The following is a 20551-nucleotide window of genomic DNA, read 5'->3' as shown; positions in this document are numbered from 1 at the left end:
GGTCGCCGTATCATTAAAAAANGTGGCATTGGCAAGGATCGTCTCGGTCATCATCAGGCTTTCACTTGTTTTGCTGTGTAGATCGCAGAAAACTGTCACAACGGTGTGACGATAGGCGATTAGGGGCGGCGGTTATGGATCAAATGAAACGCTTCGCACTCTATTACGCGCCTGCGCCGGGGGCCTTCGCCGATGCCGCCGCAAGTTGGCTGGGTTGGGATCTGGCGGCGGGACGTGCCGTGGCGCAACCCCAGCCCGATCTGCCGCGCCCCTTGGCCGAAATCACCGCCGAGCCGCGCAAATACGGCTTTCACGCCACCCTGAAGCCGCCGTTCCGACTGGCCGAGGGCAAAAGCCCCGATGATTTGGCGCAGGCTGTTGCACGGCTTGCAAGCACCCTTGGCCCCGTAAAGCTGCCGGGCTTGCAGATGGTCGCGCTTGACGGGTTCCTCGCCCTGACGCCACTTGGCGATCAAACGGTGCTGCAAGACTTTGCCGCCGAAATCGTCCGCAGCATTGACCCATTTCGTGCCGCCCCGACGCCCGCCGAAATCGCGCGGCGTCGCCCCGAACGCCTGACCCCGCGCCAGCGCGTGCTGCTTGACACCTATGGCTATCCCTATGTTCTGGAGCAGTTTCAGCTTCATCTGACCCTGACCGGGCCTTTGCTGGTCGACGAAGCCGCGATCACTCAGGCCGCCATCGCGCATTTTGCCGGGTTGATCCCGCAGCCATTCCACATCAGCGACATTTGCCTGTGCGGCGAGGATGCGATGGGGCGTTTCCACCTGCTGCACCGCTATCCCCTCAGCGCGTAAAGCAGCTTGGCGATGCCCTTTTCGGGGGTGGCGTCATTGCTGATCTCGATGGCGGGCAGGCCCTCGGGCAGCGCATAACTTGCACGTTTCAAGCGATCAGCGATCTCGGCTCGGTTTTCCCGGCCGCGCAGGGCAAGGCGATCCGCCAATACCTCAGGCGGGGCCGAAATCTGGATCACCCGCAGACCCGGATAGGCCGCAAGCGCGCCCGCCAAGGCGGCCCGAGAGCCATTGATCAGCACGTTTCGCCCCTGTGCCAGCGGGGCCAATTCGGCAGCGTCGACACCGTAAGACAGCCCATGCGCCTGCCAATGCAGCGCAAACTCCCCCGCCTGCAACCGCGCTTGGAACGCAGGCGCGCTCACCCCTTCAAACGGCTCGCCCCCGGCCACCTGCGCCCGCGTGATCACCCGGCGCGCCCAATGCAGCCGCGGGTCTGCAGCCACGGCCCCCGCCAGCAACGTATCCTTGCCAGCCCCCGATGGCCCGACAACCAGAAACAGCTGGCCCGTCATGCCGCCACTTTCGGCGTAAAGGCCCTTACATCAACCACCCGGTCACAGACCCTGTCGCGCGCGGCCTCGTCGTGGAAAATCCCCAAAATAGCCGCCCCGCGCGCCTTGGCTTCCTCGATCAGGGTCAGCACCACTTCGCGGTTCACCGCATCCAGACTGGCGGTCGGCTCGTCCAGCAACATCACCGGATAGCGGTGGGCAAAGCCGCGCGCGATGTTGACCCGTTGCTGTTCGCCGCCCGAAAACGTCGTCGGCGACAGCGCCCACAGCCGCTCGGGGATGTTCAGCCGCGCCAGCAATTCCGCCGCCCGCGCGCGGGCTTGGTCTACCGGCACGCCAAGGTTCAAAAGCGGTTCCGCCACCACATCCAGCGTCGGCACCCGTGGCACCACCCGCAGAAACTGGCTGACATAGCCCAACACCTGACGCCGCAACGCGATGATCTGACGCGGGGCCGCCTGCGCCACGTCCAGCCCCGCCACCATGATACTGCCCGAAGCCGCCAGATAATTGCCCCAGACCATCCGCATCAGCGTCGACTTGCCCGCCCCCGAGGCGCCAATCAGCCCGACACATTCGCCTGCACCCACCGCCAGATTGGCCCCCGCCATCACCGGGATCACCGCAGCGCCCTGATTGTGCAGGGTAAAGCTTTTCGCAACGTCACGAATTTCGATCATAGCCAGCGTTTCCATTTGAAGAAAAGATAAGTCCCACTGGCCGAGGCCAGCATCAGGATCAGCGCCAAGGGATAGCCATAGTGCCACGCCAGTTCCGGCATATAGGCAAAGTTCATCCCATAAAGGCTGGCGATCAGCGTCGGCGGCATGAACAGGGCCGCCACGACCGAAACGATCCGCACCGTGACGTTTTGCGACAGATTGATCATCCCCAAAGTTGCATCCGAGGTCAGCGCCAGGCGCGAGCCGAGGAAGTCTGCATGCACCTCTAGCGCCTGCAAATCCCGCATCAAGCCCTTGACCAAAGGCCGCAGCACATCGCCGCCCGCCCGATCCGCAAGCGTCTGCCCAAAGAAGCTCAGCGCGCGTTCAACAGTCAGCAACCCCAGCCGCACCCGCCCCAAAAGATCGCCTTCCCGGCCGACTTTCTGCAATGCCGTCTGCAACGCATCCGCCTGCAACCCATTCGCGCCGCCCGAATAAATCCCCGAGGCGACCTCATCCAGACCCCGACCGATGCCTTCCAGAATATCAGCCATCCGACCAATGATCTCTTCAATCAGCCCAAGGAACAGCTTTTCTGGCCGCTCACAGCCGGGGCCAACTTTGTCGGCGCGTTCAGGGTAGGTCTCAAACGGGCGCGGTGCGTGGTGGCGCACGGTGATCAGGCGTTCGGGCGACAAGATGAAACACACAGGGCCAGAAATCGGCGCTTTGCTTTCGGACAGGCCCGGAAGAACCACTGTCATGTAATCCGCCCCGCCCTCGCGGTAGAGCCGATTGGAAATCTCGATCTCTTCCATATCCTCCAGCGTTGGCACCGGCAGACCCAACCGCGAAACATCGGCGGCTTGGTTCGACAATGGGCGATAAAGGTCGATCCAGATGGCCGCGGTCAGATCAACCGGCGGCGGCATCTGGATCAACCTGCCAGCTTCGGGGCGATAGGCAAAAAGCATGTCAGACCTGCAGAACTGAGGAAACCAACAGCTGTGTATAGCTGTGCTGCGGATCATCCAACACCTGATCAGTCAGTCCCTGCTCGACCACATGCCCGCCCTTCATCACCATCAGGCGATCCGCAAGCAGACGCACCACCGCCAGATCATGCGTGACGATGATCGCAGATAGCCCCATCTCGCGCACCAGACCGCGCAGCAAATCCAACAGCCGCGCCTGAACCGAAACATCCAGCCCGCCGGTCGGCTCGTCCATGAACACCAGACGCGGGCCGGTCACCAGATTGCGCGCAATCTGCAAACGCTGCTGCATGCCGCCCGAAAATGCGCGCGGGCGGTCGTCGATGCGGTCAGAGGCAATCTCGACCCGGCCCAGCCAATCGACAGCTGTGGCGCGAATATCGCGGTAATGTCGCGCGCCCACGGCCATCAACCGCTCGCCGACATTGCCGCCCGCTGACACGCCCATCCGCAAGCCATCGCGCGGGTTTTGATGCACAAAGGCCCAATCGGTGCGCGCCATCCGCCGCCGTTCCGCTTCGGCCATCACCACCGTATCGCGCGGACCCTGCGCGGTTTGAAAAATAACCTCGCCCTGATCCGGTTTCAGATGCCCGGCCAAACACGACAACAACGTCGATTTTCCCGAGCCACTTTCGCCCACAATCCCCAACACCTCGCCGGGAAAGAGGTCAAACGAGACATGCGCACAGCCAACCCGCGCGCCGTAATTTTTGCAGAGCCCCTGCACCGAAAGCAGTGGCGTGGCCTCATTCACATTGGCCCAAATACTCAAATCCACCGCCCCCATCACGCGCTCCCTGCCAGATTTGGCACAGCCATAGCCCCCAAATGCCCCGCCTCCTGCCGCACCCGGCAGAAATCGGTGTCCGAGCAGACAAACATCCGCCCGCCCTGATCATCGGTGATCACTTCATCGAGATAGCTGTCGGATGCGCCGCACAGGTCGCAGTCATGCGGTGCCTTTGATGCCTCGAAAGGGTGATCGTCGAAATCGAGGCTGACGACATGGGTGAACGGTGGCAGGGCATAAATCCGCTGCTCGCGCCCCGCGCCAAACAATTGCAACGCCGGACTGTTTGACAGTTTCGGATTGTCAAACTTCGGGATTGGCGAGGGGTCCATTACATAGCGACCCTCGACCTTGACCGGGTAAGCGTAGGCGGTGGCGATGGTGCCGTGGCGTGCAATGTCTTCGTACAGTTTGACGTGGATCAAGCCGTATTCTTCCAACTCATGCATCTTGCGGGTCTCGGTTTCGCGCGGTTCCAGAAAGCGCAACGGCTCGGGGATCGGCACTTGATAGACAAGGATCTGGCCCGCCGTCAGCGCGGATTCAGGGATGCGGTGGCGGGTCTGGATCAGCGTCGCCTCGACGGTAGATTCAGTCACCGCAACACCCGCAGTGCGCTGAAAAAACTTGCGGATCGAGACCGCGTTGGTGGTGTCATCGGCACCTTGGTCGATGACTTTCAGCCGATCGTCGGGGGTCAGACAGGCCGCTGTCACCTGCACGCCACCCGTGCCCCAACCGTAAGGCATCGGCATCTCGCGGCTGGCAAAGGGCACCTGATAGCCGGGGACGGCCACGCCTTTCAGAATGGCGCGGCGGATCATCCGCTTGGTCTGCTCGTCAAGGTAGGCGAAGTTATAGGAGTCCGCCAGGGTGGCGTCATGATGCGCGGTCATAGGCTCAACTCCTGTGCCAGATGCTGCAAGCAGCCGGGCAGATTGGTCAGAATAGCAGTGGGCTGCAGATGCAGCAGACGAAAGCCCTGCGCTTTCAGCCAAGCCGCGCGGGCAGGCGGCGAAACCGCGTCAATCTCGAGGATCAGCCGCCGCTCGACGCATAGAAAATCAACGATAAATGCTCCAATCGGCGCTTGGCGGCGGAATTTCAGCCCGCCCAAGCCGCGGTTGCGCAGCGCTTGCCACAACGCTTGCTCGGCCAGCACAAGGTTTTGGCGCAGCAGGCGCGCGTCATGGGTTTGCCGTGGATCCTGGCGCATCGCTCCCCTCACCCTGACCCTCTCCCAAGGGAGAGGGAACTCTGGATGCCGCGAAGCATTGCAGAAATATGGTGAGGAAAACCTTAACGCAGACAAGCCCGGCGCAATTTCAGCAAAGCGACCGAGTCCCCTCTCCTGTGGGAGAGGGCTCGGGTGAGGGCGGCAACCGTTCATTCCGCAGCCTCGCGGCTGGCGAAGACTTCGGCACGCAGGCGGCGCACCAGTTCCAGTTCCGATTGAAAATCAACGTAATGCGGTAACTTGATATGCTCCAGAAATCCGGTTGCCTGGACGTTATCGGCGTGCATCAACACGAATTCCTCGTCCTGCGCCGGAGCGCCGGTATAATCCTCGCCCAGTTCTGCCCAGCGCAGCGATCGGTCGACAAGGCTCATCGCAATGGCTTTGCGCTCGGTTTGCCCGAACACCAGCCCATAGCCGCGGGTGAACTGGGGTGGTTCAGTTTTGCTGCCCTTGAACTGGTTCACGGTCTCACATTCGGTCAGCTCGATCTCGCCGATTTCAACGGCGAAACCCAGTTCTGGAATGTCCATTTCCACCGCCACCACCCCGATCCGCAACTCGCCGACGAAGGCATGGGTGCGCCCATAGCCACGTTGGGTCGAATAGGCCATCGACAGGATAAAGCCTTCATCACCGCGCGTGATCGCTTGCAAACGCAAGGCGCGGCTGGCGGGCAGCTCGAGCGGAGCGCGTGTCAGATCGGGCGGCAACGCATTGCCAAAGGCTTCCGGTTCGATCATGCCATCGCGGTCGAGCATTGCCATCACATGCGGCACGGCTTCCATCGCGGCGGGTGCGGTCGGGGCAATGATCGCCTCGCCCTCGGCCGCCAGCTTGAAATCCAGCAGGCGGTGGGTGTAGTCAAACGTCGGACCCAACACCTGCCCCCCCGGCAAATCCTTGAAAGTCGCCGAAATCCGTCGGATCACCGCCATCTTCGCAGTATCCACCGGACATGAAGCGCCCAGACGTGGCAGGGTGGTGCGATAGGCCCGGATCAGGAAAATCGCCTCGATCAGATCGCCGCGTGCCTGTTTGATCGCCAGCGCTGCCAGATCTGGGTCAAACAGCGACCCTTCCGCCATCACCCGATTGACCGCCAAGGTCAACTGCGCGCGGATTTGTGCCACTGACAGTTCGGCCACGCCCAGATCGCCGCGCCGCTCTTCGGCCAACCATGCATGCGCATTGTCGATGGCGCGTTCGCCGCCCTTTACTGCCACATACATCAGACAGCCTCCACACGGGTTGATCGGGGCAGGGCCGCGACCCAGACGCCGCAGGTAAAAAAGCAATCAAAGCCCAGCGGGAACAAGGCGCGATTGGCCTGAAACGCCGCGATTTCAGGCAGCGACAGATGCGCGACTTCTGCAATCCCCGGACCGCGCAGTGCGGCCCCTGTGGCGGTCAGCGTGGCCATCTCGACGATCAAAGTCGCGGCGCGGTCCGGGTAATCCGGTTGGCCAATGGCAAAACGGCCCAACGGGTGCAACGCCGTCCAGTCGCCAAACGCAAAGGTCGCTGCTTCGGCGCCCACCAGCGGCGCGCCACAGTGAAAGGTAATCCAGTCGCGCACCGCAGCGCAGTCATGGCCGCCCGCCAGATGTACCGGGGTTGTGCCATCGCACAGCGTCAACAGCAGCACGCCCGCCGCCACCGACAATGGCGCCGGAGGCAGCGCGCCTTGCAATTCCCGGATTTCGCCCGGTTGCGACAGCACCGCCAAAGCTGCGCGGAACGCATTTGAGGATTGCAGCGGCGCCTGCTCGAACCCGCCCAGCAATGCATCGCTCATTGGTCTTCTCCGCGCACCAGAGTGAAAAATTCCACCTTTGTGGCTGCGGCCTTTGCGGCGCGCTGGCTGCGGCGAAGGGTTTCTTCGGCTTGCAGCGGCTTCAACACCGCAGCGCGCATCGCATCAGCCTGATCGGTCTGCATCAGCGCGTCGATCACGGCGGCCCGCAAGGCATGTGCCTTGTCGCGGCCCTGCACATGCGCATGGCCAACCGCGCCATTGCCAAGCCGCAAAGCACAGCGCGTCACCGTCATCTCACCCAGGTTGAACGGCTGCCCGCTGCCGCCAATCCGGCCTTGCACCATCACAGCGCCAATTTCCGGCGCGCGCAGCAGCGCATAGGCTGGAAGCTCTGGCACCAAAACGGCCAATCGTGCTGGCTTGGCGCGGGCCAACAGCCCCATCCATGCCTTGCGCGCCACCGTGGCATCGCGGGTTTCAGTTTCTGGGCTGGCTTGCATCATCTTGATCCCGACATCTTGCGAAGTTGTCTATTTGACTATACAACTAGACAAATCATTAGCTGAGGAGCCCGCAAATTGCATGTGAAATTTTGGTGACAAAGCCCGCGATCTGGCAATCCATCGCCGAGACTCTCAGCGCCGAGATGTCATCGGGTCATTACCGCCCCGGTGATAAACTACCCACAGAGGCCGCCCTTGCCGCCCGCTTTGGAGTCAATCGCCACACAGTGCGCCATGCGTTGGCCAGCCTTGCCGAGGCGGGTGCGGTGCATGCGCGCCGGGGTGCGGGGGTGTTTGTCACTGCGATCCCGACCGATTACCCGCTTGGCCGCCGCGTGCGCTTTCATCAGAACGTGCGGGCGTCGGGGCGGACGCCGTCGCGGCAATTTTTGCGGCAGGAAACCCGGCCCGCCGATGCCAAAGAGGCCGCAGCCTTGCGCCTGGCCCCCGGCGCCTTGGTGCATCTGGTTGAAGGGCTATCCCTTGCCGATGGTATACCGCTTGCGATGTTTCGTTCTCTGTTTCCTGCGCTGCGCTTTCCCGATCTGCCCGATGCCATCGCGCGGCATGGCTCGATCACTGCCGCTTTGGCCGACGCGGGTCTGACCGATTACACCCGCGCGGAAACCCGCATAACGGCGCTTGGGGCGGATGCCCTGCTGGCGCTGCATTTGCGCTTGGCGCAGGGCGCGCCGTTGTTACGCTCGGTCGCAGTCAATGTTGATACGGCGGGCACTCCGGTGGAGTTTGGTTTGACATGGTTCGCCGGGGATCGCGTCACGCTGACGGTATCGCCTGATGCCAATGACAGCGGCGGGGGGGCTGTGGATAAACTGTCATAACGCCGTTGCTTGGCAGGTGTATCGACGCACAAACCGCGATGCTTATTCTTGATGCCCATACCCTTACCTGATGCCCTTACCTGATGCCGGAGCCTGCAATGCCGCTGCCCTTGCCCCCCTTGCGCCTGACGGGCGCGCATATTTTGCGCGACGGCGCGATGCAGCAACGCTCGATTGGTCTGGCCGAGGGGCGCATCACGCGTGGCCCCTTGCCTGAGGTTGATCTGTCAGGCTTTTTGATCCTGCCGGGCATCATTGATCTGCATGGTGATGGGTTCGAGCGTCACATGGCGCCACGCCCGTCTGCGCCGTTTCCGCTGGCAGCAGGTCTTGCCTCGTTTGACCGCGAGGCCGCAGCGCATGGTGTCACCACCGCCTATCTTGCGCAGGGCTGGAGTTGGGAAGGCGGCCACCGCGGCCCCGACCATGCCGAGGCGGTGATGCTGGCCCTCGACACCTATCGCGGCCAAGCGCTGACCGATCTGCGGCTGCAAATCCGTGCCGAGACGCATCTGGTGTCAGAGACTCTGCGCCTGATCGCGGCGGTAAAGCGGCATCGGATCGGCTATGTCGTCTTCAATGATCATCTGTCCGAGGGCCTGCATATGGCCCGCATCGCCCCCGGCGATTTTGCCGCTTGGGCGCGCAAAGTCGGCAAGACACCCGAAGAACTGGCCGAGGCCATCGAATCCGCCGCCGCGCGTGCCAAAGAAGTGCCGCGCAGCCTGTGCACCTTGGCCGAAACCTTTGACGCTTTGGGTGTGCTTTATGGCAGCCATGACGACCCCGATGGCGAGACGCGCGAGTTCTATTCGATGATCGGCGCGAAGATCGCGGAGTTTCCGTTGACCCGTCGTGCGGCGCTTGCCGCCCATGCGATGATGAGCCCGGTGATCATGGGCGCGCCGAACGTGGTGCGGGGGCGCAGCCAAGCGGGCAATGTCTCGGCCTTGGCTTTGGTGGCGGATGGGCTGTGCGATGTGCTGGTGTCAGACTATCACATCCCGGCGCTGCCCTTGGCGGTTTGGGGGCTGGTTGATCGCGGTGTTTTGGGGTTGCCGCAGGCCTGGGCTTTGGTGTCAAGCCGACCTGCCGAGATCATGCGGCTGACAGATCGTGGTCGGCTGGAGCCGGGGCTGCGCGCCGATATGGTGGTGATCAATGCCGAGACACGCGGGATTGAGGCGACGATTACCGCAGGGCGGCTGAGCTATCTGGCCGGGGAGGCCGCGCGGCGGTTTGTCAGCCAGCCCGAGGCCTTGCGGCTGGCGGCAGAATAGCGCCTTTCGGATCGGGCTGGTGGGTGACTGCGCGGCCGTTGCGGACTTTGCAGCTTGCAGACATTGGGGCTGTTGCGAAGTGTCCCCGCGGGGACAGGCAAGCGCGGAGTTTGCCCTGTGCCAGTCCAAGGATGGCTTGCTGAGAGAGGGCTTTCGGTGTCGCGCCTGAAGCGCAGCTGTGCCTGTGGTCGGGTTGAAACCCGAGGCGAGGCTCAGATTTATGGGGGAGCCTCGGCGCTTTACGGCGTGTTGCAACGCGTGGATTTTTTAGCCGGATTTTGTCCCCGGTGGGACAAAATTATAGGCTTGGTGGTTTTGCAAAAGTCAGCCACAATATCTAGGGTCAGCCGTGGTATTTCTCGAGAAAAGCCTCAACCGCAAGGCTGCGGAAATCGGGCAAAGCGTCGCGCAGGGTGTCGTGCGACCAATCCCACCAAGCCAAGGCTTGCAGGCGGTCAGCGATGCTGTCTGCAAAGCGGGCGCGCAGCGGGGTGGCGGGCAGGCCTGCCATGATCATATAGGGGGCGACGTCTTTGGTGACGACAGCACCGCTGGCGATCACCGCCCCCGCACCGATGGTCACATCGGGTTTGATGATCGCGCCATGGCCGATCCAAGTATCGGGGCCGATCACGGTGCGGCGGGCGTGGCGGGCGGCGAAAAAAGCGTCGTCATCGGGTGCATCCTCCCAATAGGCGCTGCTGCGGTAGAGGAAATGATGCAGGCTGGCGTTTTGCATCGGATGATCGGTCGGGCCGATGCGGGTCATTGCGGCGATGTTGGCGAATTTTCCGACGGTGGTGTTGGTGATGTCGGAAAGCTGGTCGCAATAGGCGTAGTTTTGGAAGCTTGAGTTCAGGATGCGGCTGAAGCGGCCCACCTCGCAATAGCTGCCGAACTCGGCGTTGTGGATCTGGCACCCGTCGTGGATCAGCGGGGCGGCGGCGTTGAGTTTGGGCATCTTTGGCTTTCTGATCTGGGGCGCAGGGCCGGCCGCAGGGCCATCGAGGCCCTTTGGCCGGCGCTGCCGGGGATTGGTTCTGCGGCCCGCCTGAGGGGGGGCAGCGGCAGCAGCCGGATGAGGGGGCTCGATGCCCCCGAGGCCGGCAATTGGGTTTGGCGTCAGGGAGCCTCCGGCGGGAGTATTTCAGAAAGAGCAAATCCTTTGCGCCGGGTGATTAATCTGGTTGGGCTTTGGTATGGCGGGGCTTTGGTATGGTTGGGCTTCGATCTGGCCTCGGTCTTGTTTGGCGGGGTTTTGATCTATCGGCCGATCAGTTTGCGGCGCAGCCAGCCCGAGGCCGTGTCCATCGCCATCACCATCAGCACGATCAGGATCATGTAGTAAGCCACTTCCTCCCAATCCTTTTGGGTGATGATGGCTTGGGTCAGCAGCAGGCCGATGCCGCCGCCGACGATGGCACCGATCACCGTGGCGCTGCGGGTGTTGGATTCGAGGTAGTACAGGACTTGGGACAGCAGCACCGGGGCGATTTGCGGGATCACGCCGAAGCGGGCGCGTTGCAAGGGGCCTGCGCCGGTGGAGCGGATGCCTTCGACTTGTTTTTCGTCGATATTCTCTAGCGCCTCTGAAAAGGTTTTGCCGAAGGTGCCGGTGTCGGTCAGCAGGATCGCCAAAGCGCCTGTCATCGGGCCGGGGCCAAACGCGCGGGCGAGGATGATGGTCCAGATCAGGCCGTCGACGCCGCGCACAAAGTCGAACAGGCGGCGGAAGGCAAAGCGGACGATGCGGATCGGGGTGAAGTTGGAGGCGGCGAGGAAGGCCAGCGGCAGCGCGATCAGGGCGGCCCCCATGGTGCCAAGGAAGGCCATCAGCACGGTTTCAAACAGCGCCCATGCCACATCGCCGTGGTGCCACATTTTGTTGTGCCAGACCTCGGACGCCATATAGGCGAGGTTGCTGCGGGCGGGGTCGATCCGTTCGGCTGTCAGCAAGGCGGTCAGTTGGCCGTAGCTTTTGCCGTAGAACGGGCTGTCGAGGGTGAAGAAAAACAGCTCCCACCCCGGTTGGTATTTGAAGGTTTCCACCTTGGAGCGCGAATAGGCGAAGCGGCCCGCTGGGGTGGTGACAGAGATGCGGGTGTCGGTGACGTTGATCCAGTTGGGGATCGGTTGTGGGGCGATGAGCCTTAGTCTGTTGCCGTCGGGTTTGATGTCGATGGTGCCGTAGCCCGGCACGATATAGCGCGCGCCTTGTGCGTCATAGGTGATCAGATTGCCTTGGCCGAGGTCGATATTGGTGACATCGCCGCTGGTTGTCATCCAATCGGGGTATTGGTTCGGGGCGAAGGTGGCTTTGCTTTCGCCCTCTATCGTGACGCTCAGTTGGCCGGAGCGGTTGTCGCGGGTGACATGGGTTTTATAGCTGACGAAATCGGCCAGCAGGATGCGGGCATTATCCATCCTCGCCCGCGCGGCAAGGCCCGAGATGTCAAAGCTGATGAACAGATAGGCGAGATACAGCACCAGCAGCACCGGGATCGCAAAGGCGGTCAGGCGGCGGGATTTGAACTGGCTTTGCACTTTGGCATAGGTGGGGGCATAGGCGTTGAACGGGGTCGCGTCGGTCATTTAATGGCCCTTTACCAAGCGGTTGCGCGCGTAGCCCGAGAGTTGGTCGACCAGCACGATGGTGCAGAACAGCAGCGCGAAGATGGCGACCACCTGATCGTATTTGCCGCCGCCCCATTGCATCGCCAGTTTCAGATCATAGCCGATGCCGCCCGAGCCTACGAAGCCAAGGATGGCGCTGGCGCGGATGTTGATCTCGAACCGCAGCAGGGCGTAGGACAGCCAGTTCGGGGCGACTTGGGGGATGATGCCAAGCCAGATTTGCTGGCTCCAGGTTGCGCCGGTTGAGGTCAGGCCCTCGACGGGTTTCAGATCCGCGTTCTCGGCGGATTCCGAGAACAGTTTGCCCAAAGCGCCTGCGGTGTGGAAAGCGATGGCCAGCACAGCGGGGACGGGGCCGCCGCCGAGAATGAAGATCAGCACGAGGGCGATGACGATTTCCGGGATGGCGCGCATGATGTCTGCGGTGCGGCGGAAGAGTGGTGTCAGGGCGGGGAAGCGGGCGAGGTGGCGGGTGGAGCCCAGCGCCAGAAACGCGCCGAGCAGACCGCCCAGCAGGGTGGCTGCGGCGGCGATGTTCACGGTTTCAATCAGCGATGGGAAATGCTGGATCACCAAGGCGGGAAGGTTGGCGCGGTTGCGCCATGCTTCAGAGATCACCTCGGATGGGAAAGCGCCGATCTGGTGCAGGCCGGACAGAAAGCCACCGGCGTTGCGATCTTCGGCCACCTGAAACCCCGAGGCAATCAGCGCCACGAACAGGATAAGGAGGATAAAGCCATAAAGCCGTTTGCGGCGGGTTTGGTGTATATAGGCGGCGGTGGGGTTGGTCAGATCGGGGCGATCTCCCGGTGGGGGGCCGAAGGTGATGTCAACCATGGTGCCGCCTTTTCGTGCAGGAACGGGGAGTATGAAAAAGCCGGGCCCGCGGTGCGGCGGGCCCGGCAGAGGGTGCTGAAATTATTCGCCCGAAAGTTTACGGGCCTCGACAATACCAAGATACATGTCGTGGGTGGCGGGGACGAAATCCTTCGCCTCGCCCGAGGCAACGCCATAGGCGCATTTCGCGTCGGTTTCCCACAGATCGGCGGTCAGTTTGGTGACCTTGGCTTTCACGTCATCCGGCAAAGCGGCGCGGACAACCATCGGGCCTTCGGGGATCAGTTTCGAGCGCCAGATTTCGACGAGGTTGTTCATATCGACCAGACCCGCATCGGCGGCCTTGCGGAACGCGCCCGAGTTGTAGCCGTCTTCCCAATTGCCGATGCCATCAGCCCAAGATACGCCCGCATCGAAATCGCCATTGGCGACGCCGACGATGGTTTGCTCGTGCCCGCCCGAGAATTTCACTTCCGAGAAGAATTTATCCAAGGGACCGTAAGCCGCGATCATCTCGGCGGCGGGCACAAGGTAGCCCGAGGTCGAGTTCGGCTCGCCAAAGGCGAATTTCTTGCCCTTGGCCTGTTCGACCGTGGTGATGCCGGAGTCTTTACGCGCGAAAGCGATGGAGTAGTAACCGGTTGAATCATCAAGGTTTTGCTTGGTCAGCTCTACCGTTACCGCTTTCGGGTCGGTCAGGTAGATCTTGGCATAGGCGGATGCGCCCAGCCAAGCCATGTCCAAAGTGCCGCCCAGCAGGCCTTGGATCACGCCATCATAATCTGCGGGGGTGAAGACTTTGACCGGAACGCCCAGCTCTTTTTCAATGGCTGCGCGGTAGCACTCGTTCGAGCTCATGCGGTCTTGCGCGTTTTCGCCGCCCAAGATGCCGATGTTGAATTCTTTGACCTCTTGCGCATGGGCGGTGGTGATGCAGGTGGTGGCTGCCAGAATGGCGATCAGCTTTTTCATCATAGTCTCCGGTTTGGGAAGGGTTTGGTGGGGTCAGGCCAGCATCGCATCGGCATAAGCCGCGTCGCGCGGGCCGGTGATTGCGGTCGATGTGGCGGATTCGTTAAAGCTGGCGTCGGCGCCGTAGATGTCGCGGGCAACGCCAGTGGTCAGTTGATCCGGGGTGCCATCGAACACCACGCGGCCATCGCGCATGCCGATCACGCGGTCACAGTAGCGGCGGGCGGTATCAAGGGTGTGCAGGTTGGCGATCACCATGCGACCGTCTTCTTCATGGATGCGGCGCAGGGCATCCATCACCACTTGCGCATTCATCGGATCGAGGCTGGCGATGGGTTCATCGGCCAAGATCACCTTGGGGTCTTGCATCAGCGCGCGGGCGATGGCGACGCGCTGCTGCTGGCCGCCCGACAAAGCCTCGGCGCGTTTGGGGGCCTGTTCTGCAATGCCGAGACGGTCGAGAATTTGCATCGCGCGGGTGATGTCGGCATCGGACCACAGGTTGAACATGGTGGCGAAGGTCGAGCGCTGGTTCAGCAAACCGTGCAGCACGTTCGAGGCCACATCCATGCGTGGCACCAGATTGAACTGCTGGAAAATCATGGCGCATTGGCCTTGCCACGCGCGCTTGGCAGCGCCTTGCAGCGTTAACACATTGCGGCCTTCAAAGCTGATCTCGCCCGACGAGGCATCGGTCAGGCGGTTCATCATCCGCAGCAAGGTTGACTTGCCCGCCCCGGAACGTCCGATCACGCCGACAAAGGCCGCGCGGTCGATTTCAAAGCTGACATTATCCACCGCAGCCTTTTGGCCGAATATGCGTGTGACAGAACTGACCTTCAACATCGCGGCCCCCTTTTGGTTAGGGCGGCTGATACGCCGGATTCGTGACGTTGATTTATCGGGGCTGTGACGGTTGCGTAACAAAGTCTGTGTTCCGCAACCAATTGCAATGACACGCAAACTTCATAAAGCCGTTACCTATCCGTCATGCGGGCACCCTAAGCCACCGCTTCAGCACCTGCCGCGAAAATGTGCAGCAGGTAGGCTTAACAGGAGACTTCCATGACCGTTTTCAAAACCCTGACCTCGGGCGTCAGCCTGATGGCGATGCTGGTGGCTGGTGCAGCACAGGCGCAAAGCCTTGACGAAATCACCGCTGCGGCGAAGAAAGAGGGTGCCTTGACCACCATCGCGCTGCCGCATGACTGGTGTGGCTATGGTGCCGTGATCGAGGGCTTCAAGAAGAAATACCCAGAGATTGCCGTGAACGAATTGAACCCGGATGGCTCGTCTGCGGATGAGCTGGAAGCCGTGCGCGCCAACAAGGGCAACACCGGCCCGCAAGCGCCCGACGTTCTGGACATCGGCCTGTCGTTTGGCCCGGCTGCCAAGGAAGAAGGGCTGATCCAGCCGTATAAAGTCAGCACCTGGGACAGCATCCCGGATGCCGCCAAGGATGCCGATGGTTTCTGGTATGGCGATTATTACGGTGTGATGTCGTTCATCGTGAACACCGATATGGTGGAAAACGTGCCTGCCGATTGGGCCGATCTGATGAAGCCGGAATATGCGGGCGCGTTTGCTTTGTCGGGTGATCCGCGCTCGGGCAACCAGCCGCTGATGTCGGTGATGGGGGCTGGCATGGCGATGGGCGGTGCTCCGGGGGCCGAGTCTGCGGCCAAGGGGCTGGAGTTCTTTGCCGGGCTGAACAAGGCGGGCAATTTCGTGCCGGTGGCTGGCAAGACCGGCACCATCGCGCAGGGGGCGACGCCGATCGTGGCGGCTTGGGATTACAACGCTTTGGCATGGCGCGACACGCTGGCGGGCAACCCGAAGGCAGAGGTTATCGTGCCTGCGTCTGGCACCGTGGCGGGCGTTTATGTGCAGGCGATTTCGGCTTACGCGCCGCATCCGAACGCAGCAAAGCTGTGGATGGAATACCTGTATTCGGATGAAGGTCAGTTGGGCTGGTTGAACGGCTATTGCCACCCGATCCGCTTCAACGATCTGGCGAAACGCGACGTGATCCCGGCTGATATGCTGGCGAAACTGCCGCCCGCTGCTGCCTACGAAAAGGCCGTGTTCCCGACTTTGGAGCAGCAAGCTGCGCATAAAGAGGCCGTGACCGCTGGTTGGGATGCAACCGTCGGCGTCAAGGTCGAGTAATCTTCAAGCCCGCCCCCATCGCATCGGTGGGGGCGGGTTTCCTTTCAGGATCATAGACATGAGAACTTCCCGCCTTTGGCGCGCCTTGCCGTGGAACGGTTTGGGCGTGTTGCCGTTTGCGCTTTTCGCGTTGCTGTTTTTGCTGTTGCCCACCGCGAATATCGTGGCGGGGGCGTTTGTCGATGGCAGCGGTGATTTCACGCTGGTCAACATCGCCAACCTGTTCACGCCTGAAATCATGAACGCGTTCTGGCTGTCGATCAGGCTCAGCTTCACCTCGGCTTTGATCGGCTGCGCTTTGGGCTTTGCGATTGCCTTGGCGGTGGTGCTGGGGGGCTTGCCTGCTTGGGTGCGTGGGGTGGTGATGACGTTTTCGGGTGTGACATCGAACTTCGCCGGGGTGCCGTTGGCGTTTGCCTATGTGGCGACCTTGGGGCGGGTGGGGTTTGTGACGCTGCTGCTGCGCGATTGGTTCGGGGTGAATATCTACGCCTTGGGCTTTAATATGATCAGCTTTTGGGGGCTGGTTGCGGCCTATGTGTTCTTCCAGATCCCGCTGATGGTGCTGATCATCACGCCCGCGATTGACGGGTTGAAGCGCGAGTGGCGCGAGGCGGCCGAGGTTCTGGGCGCAACCGGTGGGCAATATTGGCGCATGGTGGCGTTGCCGGTATTGGGGCCGTCATTGCTGGGCACGCTGGCTTTGCTGTTCGCCAATGCGTTTGGCGCGGTGGCGACGGCGATTGCGCTAACCGGGTCGCTTTTGTCGATCGCACCGATCCTTTTGTTCAATCAAATCAGGGGCGATGTGCTGCAAGACCCGCATCTGGGCTATGCGCTCGCCTTTGCGATGATCGTCATAACCGGGATTTCCAACGGGGTTTATGTGGTGATGCGCACGCGCGCAGAACGGTGGATCAAATGAAGCGTATGCTGTCTTGGGCCGCGATTGCGGTCGGTGTGGTATATTTCTTCCTGCCGCTGGTGGGGATGCTGGAATTCTCGTTGAAAATGCGGCGGGGCGAGTATTCGCTGGACGCCTACCGGTCTGTGATGGGCGATCCGCAGTTTCAGGCGACCTTTGGTTATTCGGTGCTGATGGCCTGTCTGACGATTGTGTTTGGCGTGTTGGTGGTGGTGCCGACGGTGTTCTGGGTGCGGCTGAAACTGCCACGCTTGCGCCCGTTTATGGAGTTCATCACGCTGCTGCCGTTGGTGATCCCGCCGATTGTGATCGTGTTTGGCTATATCCGTTTGTTCAACACCTCCAGTTGGTTGCCGCTGACCGGATCGGCTTTGGGCACCGATTTTCTGCTGATGTGCGGCTATGCGGTGCTGGCGCTGCCCTATATGTACCGCGCCGTCGATACCGGCCTGGCCGCGATTGATCTGGGCACGTTGACCGAGGCTGCGCAAAGTCTTGGCGCGGGCTGGATCACTATTCTGGCGCGGGTGATCTTGCCGAATGTTTTGGTTGCGGTGCTGTCGGGGGCATTTTTGACCTTTGCCATCGTGATTGGCGAATATGTCTTTGCGGCCTTGCTGGATCGCCCCGCCTTCGGCCCCTACCTCGTCTGGGCGGGCGGCAACAAAGCCTACGAGCCAGCGGCCTTGGCCGTGATCACTTTCGCGCTGACATGGGCCTGCATGGCGCTGATCCAGCTTGCGACCAAATTTTCCAAACACACAAGGATGCCGCGCTGATGGCGTATCTCGATCTGAATGGGCTGCAAAAGTCTTTTGGCGCAAACCAAGTGGTGAAATCCTTTGATCTGGGGATTGAGAAGGGCGAGTTTGTCTCGCTGCTGGGGCCTTCGGGTTGCGGCAAGACAACGGTGCTGCGGATGGTGGCAGGGTTTGAAGCGCCATCTTCTGGCGTGATCCGCATTGATGGGCAGGACGTGACCGCCCTGCGCCCCAATCAGCGCAACATCGGCATGGTGTTTCAGGCTTACGCGCTGTTTCCGAACCTGAATGTGGCGCAGAATGTTGGCTTTGGGCTGAAAATCGCGGGTGTGCCTGCGGCTGAGATCACCGCGCGGGTGGCCGAGATGCTGGCAATGATCGGCCTGCCCGAGATGGGCGCGCGCTATCCGTTTCAGCTTTCGGGCGGGCAGCAACAACGGGTGGCCTTGGCACGGGCTTTGGCGCCGCGTCCGCGCGTGCTGTTGCTGGACGAGCCTTTGTCGGCGCTGGATGCGAAGATCCGCGTGTCTTTGCGGGCGGAAATCCGGGATATTCAGCGGAAATTGGGCATCACCACGATTTTCGTGACGCATGATCAGGAAGAGGCGCTGTCGATGTCAGACCGGGTTGTGGTGATGAACGGCGGGCGGGCGGAGCAGGTGGGCGCACCGTTTGAGATTTATAACCATCCGGCGACGCGGTTTGTCGCGCAGTTTGTGGGCACGTTGAACACTCTGGATGGGGTGGTAACGGATGCCGCGCTGGGTGAGGTGACTGTGCAGGGCCAGTCCTTGCGCCTGCCGCAGCCGATTGCGGCGGCGCAGGGGGCGACGGTGGGATTGGCTTTGCGCCCCGAGGTGGTGCATCTGGAAGCGGATGCTGCGCAGATCAGCCGGGGCGATTTCGCGTTGCCCGCAAAGATTGCCGCCGTGCAGTTTCTGGGGGCAGTGATCCGGGTCAAGGCGGATACGGCGGCGGGGGCGATCTCGCTGGATCTGTTCAACCGCCCTGATGCGCCGCCGCCGCCGCTGGGGGCAGAGGTGGCTTTGCGCTTTCGGGGGCAGGATGTGATCGTGTTGGGATAAGGGGCTTTGGCAACTTTGATATGGTTGCGGCCATTGCCGCTGCCACGCGGTAAGGTTTCGGTTTGTGCGACCGTGGCCCCAAGGCCACGATCAACACCCGCCCCCCGCTTTCTCCCGCCCGAAGCAACCCGCCCAAACCCGCCCCAGCCTAAAACCCCTTGGGCCGGGACAGCCAGCGCGCCAGCATCGGCCCAAGCAACAGCACCAGCAAAAACCGCGCCATATGCATGGTCATCACAAAGGCCACATCCACCGGGGTCGATGCCGCGATGATGGCGATGGAATCCATCCCGCCGGGGCTGGTCGCCAGATAGGCGGTCAGCGGATCAATCCCGGCAAAATGCACCAAGACCCAAGCCGCAGCCCCGCAGACCGCGATCAGCACAAGGATCGAGGCGAACACCCGTGGAAACGCCCGCGCCGCATCGCCCAAAGTTGCGGGCGTAAAGCGCAGGCCAATCGCCCAGCCAATCGCGGCATAGGTCAACGCCAGCAGCCACGGCGGCAGGTACAACTGCATCCATCCGGTTTGCACCAGCGCCATGCCGATGAAGATTGGCAGCAGAAAGGTGCCTCCGGGCAGGCGCAGGCGTTGACCTGCAAAGGCCAAAGCGGCGGCGAGCGCGACGGTTTGTGCTATGCCAAGCGCGGGCATCGCCGGAAACCAGATGATCGCAGGGGCAGGGCCGCCTGCTACGCCAAATAGCCGCGCCACCACGGTTGCGACGATAGCCACGCAAGCCACCCGCAGATATTGCATGAAGGCGACAAGCCGGATGTCGGCTCCATAAGCCCCTGACAGCAGGGTCATTGCGGCGGCTGCCCCCGGCGATGATCCCCAGATCGCCGTGGTGCCGGGCAGCACACCCGAGCGCGCCAACAGCCACCCCAGCAGCGACGAGGCCACAATGGTCGACAGCGTGCCTGCCAGCACAATCGGCCATTGTTGCGCAACTTCGGCCATCAGCGACAGCGGCAGGATCGTGGCGACCATCAGCCCCACCATGCCCTGCGCCACCGTCATCAGGGGCAGCGGCAGGCGGACGCCATGGCCGCGCACCGCCATGATGATCGCCGCCATCATCGGCCCCAGCAGCAAGGCGGCGGGCAGGTGCAGCAGCTCAAATCCCGTGGTGATCAGCGCTGACAGCAGCGCAAGCACGATCCAGCGCAGGGCGCGCAAGCGGTTCGGGGGCAGGTTCTGCAACAAGGGGCGTCCTTCGGGCAGCGGCTGCGGCCTCTTTATCGCGGGCAGAGGCCAAGGGCAATTGCAGGCGGGCTTGGCGCGCGCGACCTGGTCCGGCGCGATCTGGGTGGGCGCGATCTGGGTGGGCGCGATATGGCCACGCGCGATCTGGTCCCGCGCGATCTGGACAGTCGCCCGCCTGCCTGCCAGTTTAGCGGCAGTTTTTGCAGCCCGAGACCCGGATGACCGCCGCTTTGCCCCCAGATCCTGCGCCCGATGCCGCGCCGCTTGCAGCGCCCGAGCAAAGCCAGCGCTTTGCTATTCTGGGCGATGTTGGTGCGCCGGTTTTTGCCGCGTGGATCGCCCGCCATGCCCGGCGCCTTGGCTTGCGCGGTGCGATTTTGCGCCACGACGCGGGCCGCATTGATGTGGTGCTGACCGGGCTGCCTGACCTTCTGGATGCGATGGCTTTGGGCTGTAGCTTGGGCCCGCGCGAGGTCTGGGTGGACCGAATTGACCGCGCGGAGGCGGCCTTGCAAAATCTGAATGAATTTGCTTCGGGCGGCGATTAACTT

23 protein-coding genes are annotated in these 20551 nt (G+C 62.1%); 8 read left to right on the top strand and 15 right to left on the bottom strand.

Annotated features, from left to right (window positions below; all coding sequences use genetic code 11):
• Positions 1 to 134: 134 nt before the first annotated feature.
• Positions 135 to 818, top strand: a complete 684-nt coding sequence (locus QQJ98_RS08060) for a DUF1045 domain-containing protein (RefSeq protein ID WP_284324841.1) — start codon at positions 135 to 137, stop codon at positions 816 to 818.
• Here QQJ98_RS08060 and phnN read toward each other — a convergent pair.
• The 9 genes from phnN to phnG all read right to left on the bottom strand — a co-directional run bounded on the left by phnN (position 800) and on the right by phnG (position 7282).
• Positions 800 to 1333, bottom strand: coding sequence for a phosphonate metabolism protein/1,5-bisphosphokinase (PRPP-forming) PhnN (phnN, locus tag QQJ98_RS08055; RefSeq protein ID WP_284324840.1), 534 nt, complete (start codon positions 1331 to 1333; stop codon positions 800 to 802). The genes QQJ98_RS08060 and phnN overlap by 19 nt on opposite strands.
• On the bottom strand, positions 1330 to 2013 hold the full coding sequence (gene phnL, locus QQJ98_RS08050; protein ID WP_284324839.1) for a phosphonate C-P lyase system protein PhnL: 684 nt from the start codon (positions 2011 to 2013) through the stop codon (positions 1330 to 1332). The genes phnN and phnL overlap by 4 nt, the downstream gene beginning before the upstream one ends.
• Complete coding sequence (locus tag QQJ98_RS08045) at positions 2010 to 2972, bottom strand: magnesium transporter CorA family protein (protein WP_284324838.1); 963 nt, start codon at positions 2970 to 2972, stop codon at positions 2010 to 2012. Before QQJ98_RS08045 ends, phnL begins: the two co-directional genes overlap by 4 nt.
• Before the next feature lies 1 nt (position 2973).
• The gene (gene phnK, locus QQJ98_RS08040) at positions 2974 to 3783 is read right to left on the bottom strand and encodes a phosphonate C-P lyase system protein PhnK (RefSeq protein WP_284324837.1); all 810 of its coding nucleotides are present in this window, start codon (positions 3781 to 3783) and stop codon (positions 2974 to 2976) included.
• Positions 3783 to 4682 (bottom strand): alpha-D-ribose 1-methylphosphonate 5-phosphate C-P-lyase PhnJ, encoded by a 900-nt coding sequence (locus tag QQJ98_RS08035; protein ID WP_284324836.1) that lies wholly within the window; start codon positions 4680 to 4682, stop codon positions 3783 to 3785. Before QQJ98_RS08035 ends, phnK begins: the two co-directional genes overlap by 1 nt.
• The gene (locus tag QQJ98_RS08030; protein WP_284324835.1) at positions 4679 to 5002 is read right to left on the bottom strand and encodes an endonuclease domain-containing protein; all 324 of its coding nucleotides are present in this window, start codon (positions 5000 to 5002) and stop codon (positions 4679 to 4681) included. Before QQJ98_RS08030 ends, QQJ98_RS08035 begins: the two co-directional genes overlap by 4 nt.
• Positions 5003 to 5172: 170 nt before the next feature.
• Positions 5173 to 6255 carry a carbon-phosphorus lyase complex subunit gene (locus QQJ98_RS08025; protein WP_284324834.1) on the bottom strand — a complete coding sequence of 361 codons (1083 nt, stop codon included), beginning with the start codon at positions 6253 to 6255 and terminating at the stop codon, positions 5173 to 5175.
• On the bottom strand, positions 6255 to 6821 hold the full coding sequence (phnH, locus tag QQJ98_RS08020; RefSeq protein ID WP_284324833.1) for a phosphonate C-P lyase system protein PhnH: 567 nt from the start codon (positions 6819 to 6821) through the stop codon (positions 6255 to 6257). The genes QQJ98_RS08025 and phnH overlap by 1 nt, the downstream gene beginning before the upstream one ends.
• Positions 6818 to 7282 carry a phosphonate C-P lyase system protein PhnG gene (phnG, locus tag QQJ98_RS08015; protein WP_284324832.1) on the bottom strand — a complete coding sequence of 155 codons (465 nt, stop codon included), beginning with the start codon at positions 7280 to 7282 and terminating at the stop codon, positions 6818 to 6820. The genes phnH and phnG overlap by 4 nt, the downstream gene beginning before the upstream one ends.
• A 95-nt stretch (positions 7283 to 7377) precedes the next feature.
• On the opposite strand from phnG, the gene phnF reads away from it, so the two are divergent.
• Entirely contained in the window at positions 7378 to 8127 is a 750-nt protein-coding gene (gene phnF, locus QQJ98_RS08010) for a phosphonate metabolism transcriptional regulator PhnF (RefSeq protein ID WP_284324831.1), read from the top strand.
• A gap of 98 nt (positions 8128 to 8225) precedes the next feature.
• Entirely contained in the window at positions 8226 to 9407 is a 1182-nt protein-coding gene (locus tag QQJ98_RS08005) for an alpha-D-ribose 1-methylphosphonate 5-triphosphate diphosphatase (RefSeq protein ID WP_284324830.1), read from the top strand.
• Positions 9408 to 9750: 343 nt separating this feature from the next.
• On the opposite strand, the gene QQJ98_RS08000 is transcribed toward QQJ98_RS08005, so the two are convergent.
• The 5 genes from QQJ98_RS08000 to phnC all read right to left on the bottom strand — a co-directional run bounded on the left by QQJ98_RS08000 (position 9751) and on the right by phnC (position 14696).
• Positions 9751 to 10368: an LbetaH domain-containing protein gene (locus QQJ98_RS08000; protein ID WP_284324829.1), complete on the bottom strand. Its 618-nt coding sequence runs from the start codon at positions 10366 to 10368 to the stop codon at positions 9751 to 9753.
• Positions 10369 to 10670: 302 nt separating this feature from the next.
• A complete protein-coding gene (phnE, locus tag QQJ98_RS07995; RefSeq protein ID WP_284324828.1) occupies positions 10671 to 11999 on the bottom strand; it encodes a phosphonate ABC transporter, permease protein PhnE in 1329 nt (442 codons plus the stop codon).
• The gene (gene phnE / locus QQJ98_RS07990; RefSeq protein WP_284324827.1) at positions 12000 to 12878 is read right to left on the bottom strand and encodes a phosphonate ABC transporter, permease protein PhnE; all 879 of its coding nucleotides are present in this window, start codon (positions 12876 to 12878) and stop codon (positions 12000 to 12002) included.
• 81 nt (positions 12879 to 12959) lie between these two features.
• Complete coding sequence (gene phnD, locus QQJ98_RS07985; protein WP_284324826.1) at positions 12960 to 13850, bottom strand: phosphonate ABC transporter substrate-binding protein; 891 nt, start codon at positions 13848 to 13850, stop codon at positions 12960 to 12962.
• A gap of 33 nt (positions 13851 to 13883) precedes the next feature.
• Positions 13884 to 14696: a phosphonate ABC transporter ATP-binding protein gene (gene phnC, locus QQJ98_RS07980; RefSeq protein ID WP_284324825.1), complete on the bottom strand. Its 813-nt coding sequence runs from the start codon at positions 14694 to 14696 to the stop codon at positions 13884 to 13886.
• A gap of 219 nt (positions 14697 to 14915) precedes the next feature.
• Here phnC and QQJ98_RS07975 point away from each other — a divergent pair, with 219 nt between their 5' ends.
• The 4 genes from QQJ98_RS07975 to QQJ98_RS07960 are packed head-to-tail and all read left to right on the top strand — an operon-like array spanning position 14916 to position 18790.
• Complete coding sequence (locus QQJ98_RS07975) at positions 14916 to 16019, top strand: ABC transporter substrate-binding protein (protein ID WP_284324824.1); 1104 nt, start codon at positions 14916 to 14918, stop codon at positions 16017 to 16019.
• A 58-nt stretch (positions 16020 to 16077) separates the two neighbouring features.
• Positions 16078 to 16944: an ABC transporter permease gene (locus QQJ98_RS07970; protein WP_284324823.1), complete on the top strand. Its 867-nt coding sequence runs from the start codon at positions 16078 to 16080 to the stop codon at positions 16942 to 16944.
• Positions 16941 to 17723, top strand: coding sequence for an ABC transporter permease (locus QQJ98_RS07965; protein ID WP_284324822.1), 783 nt, complete (start codon positions 16941 to 16943; stop codon positions 17721 to 17723). The genes QQJ98_RS07970 and QQJ98_RS07965 overlap by 4 nt, the downstream gene beginning before the upstream one ends.
• A complete protein-coding gene (locus QQJ98_RS07960; RefSeq protein WP_284324821.1) occupies positions 17723 to 18790 on the top strand; it encodes an ABC transporter ATP-binding protein in 1068 nt (355 codons plus the stop codon). The genes QQJ98_RS07965 and QQJ98_RS07960 overlap by 1 nt, the downstream gene beginning before the upstream one ends.
• Before the next feature lie 148 nt (positions 18791 to 18938).
• Here the strand turns inward: QQJ98_RS07960 and QQJ98_RS07955 are convergent, their stop codons facing one another.
• Positions 18939 to 19997: an AbrB family transcriptional regulator gene (locus tag QQJ98_RS07955; RefSeq protein WP_284324820.1), complete on the bottom strand. Its 1059-nt coding sequence runs from the start codon at positions 19995 to 19997 to the stop codon at positions 18939 to 18941.
• A gap of 221 nt (positions 19998 to 20218) precedes the next feature.
• On the opposite strand from QQJ98_RS07955, the gene QQJ98_RS07950 reads away from it, so the two are divergent.
• Complete coding sequence (locus QQJ98_RS07950; RefSeq protein WP_284324819.1) at positions 20219 to 20548, top strand: acylphosphatase; 330 nt, start codon at positions 20219 to 20221, stop codon at positions 20546 to 20548.
• Positions 20549 to 20551 lie beyond the last annotated feature (3 nt).

Origin of the sequence: Cypionkella aquatica (assembly GCF_030161095.1) — a bacterium.
GTDB lineage: Bacteria > Pseudomonadota > Alphaproteobacteria > Rhodobacterales > Rhodobacteraceae > Cypionkella > Cypionkella aquatica.
Note: the sequence above shows the minus strand (reverse complement) of the source record. Positions and strands in the feature narration are given on the sequence as shown.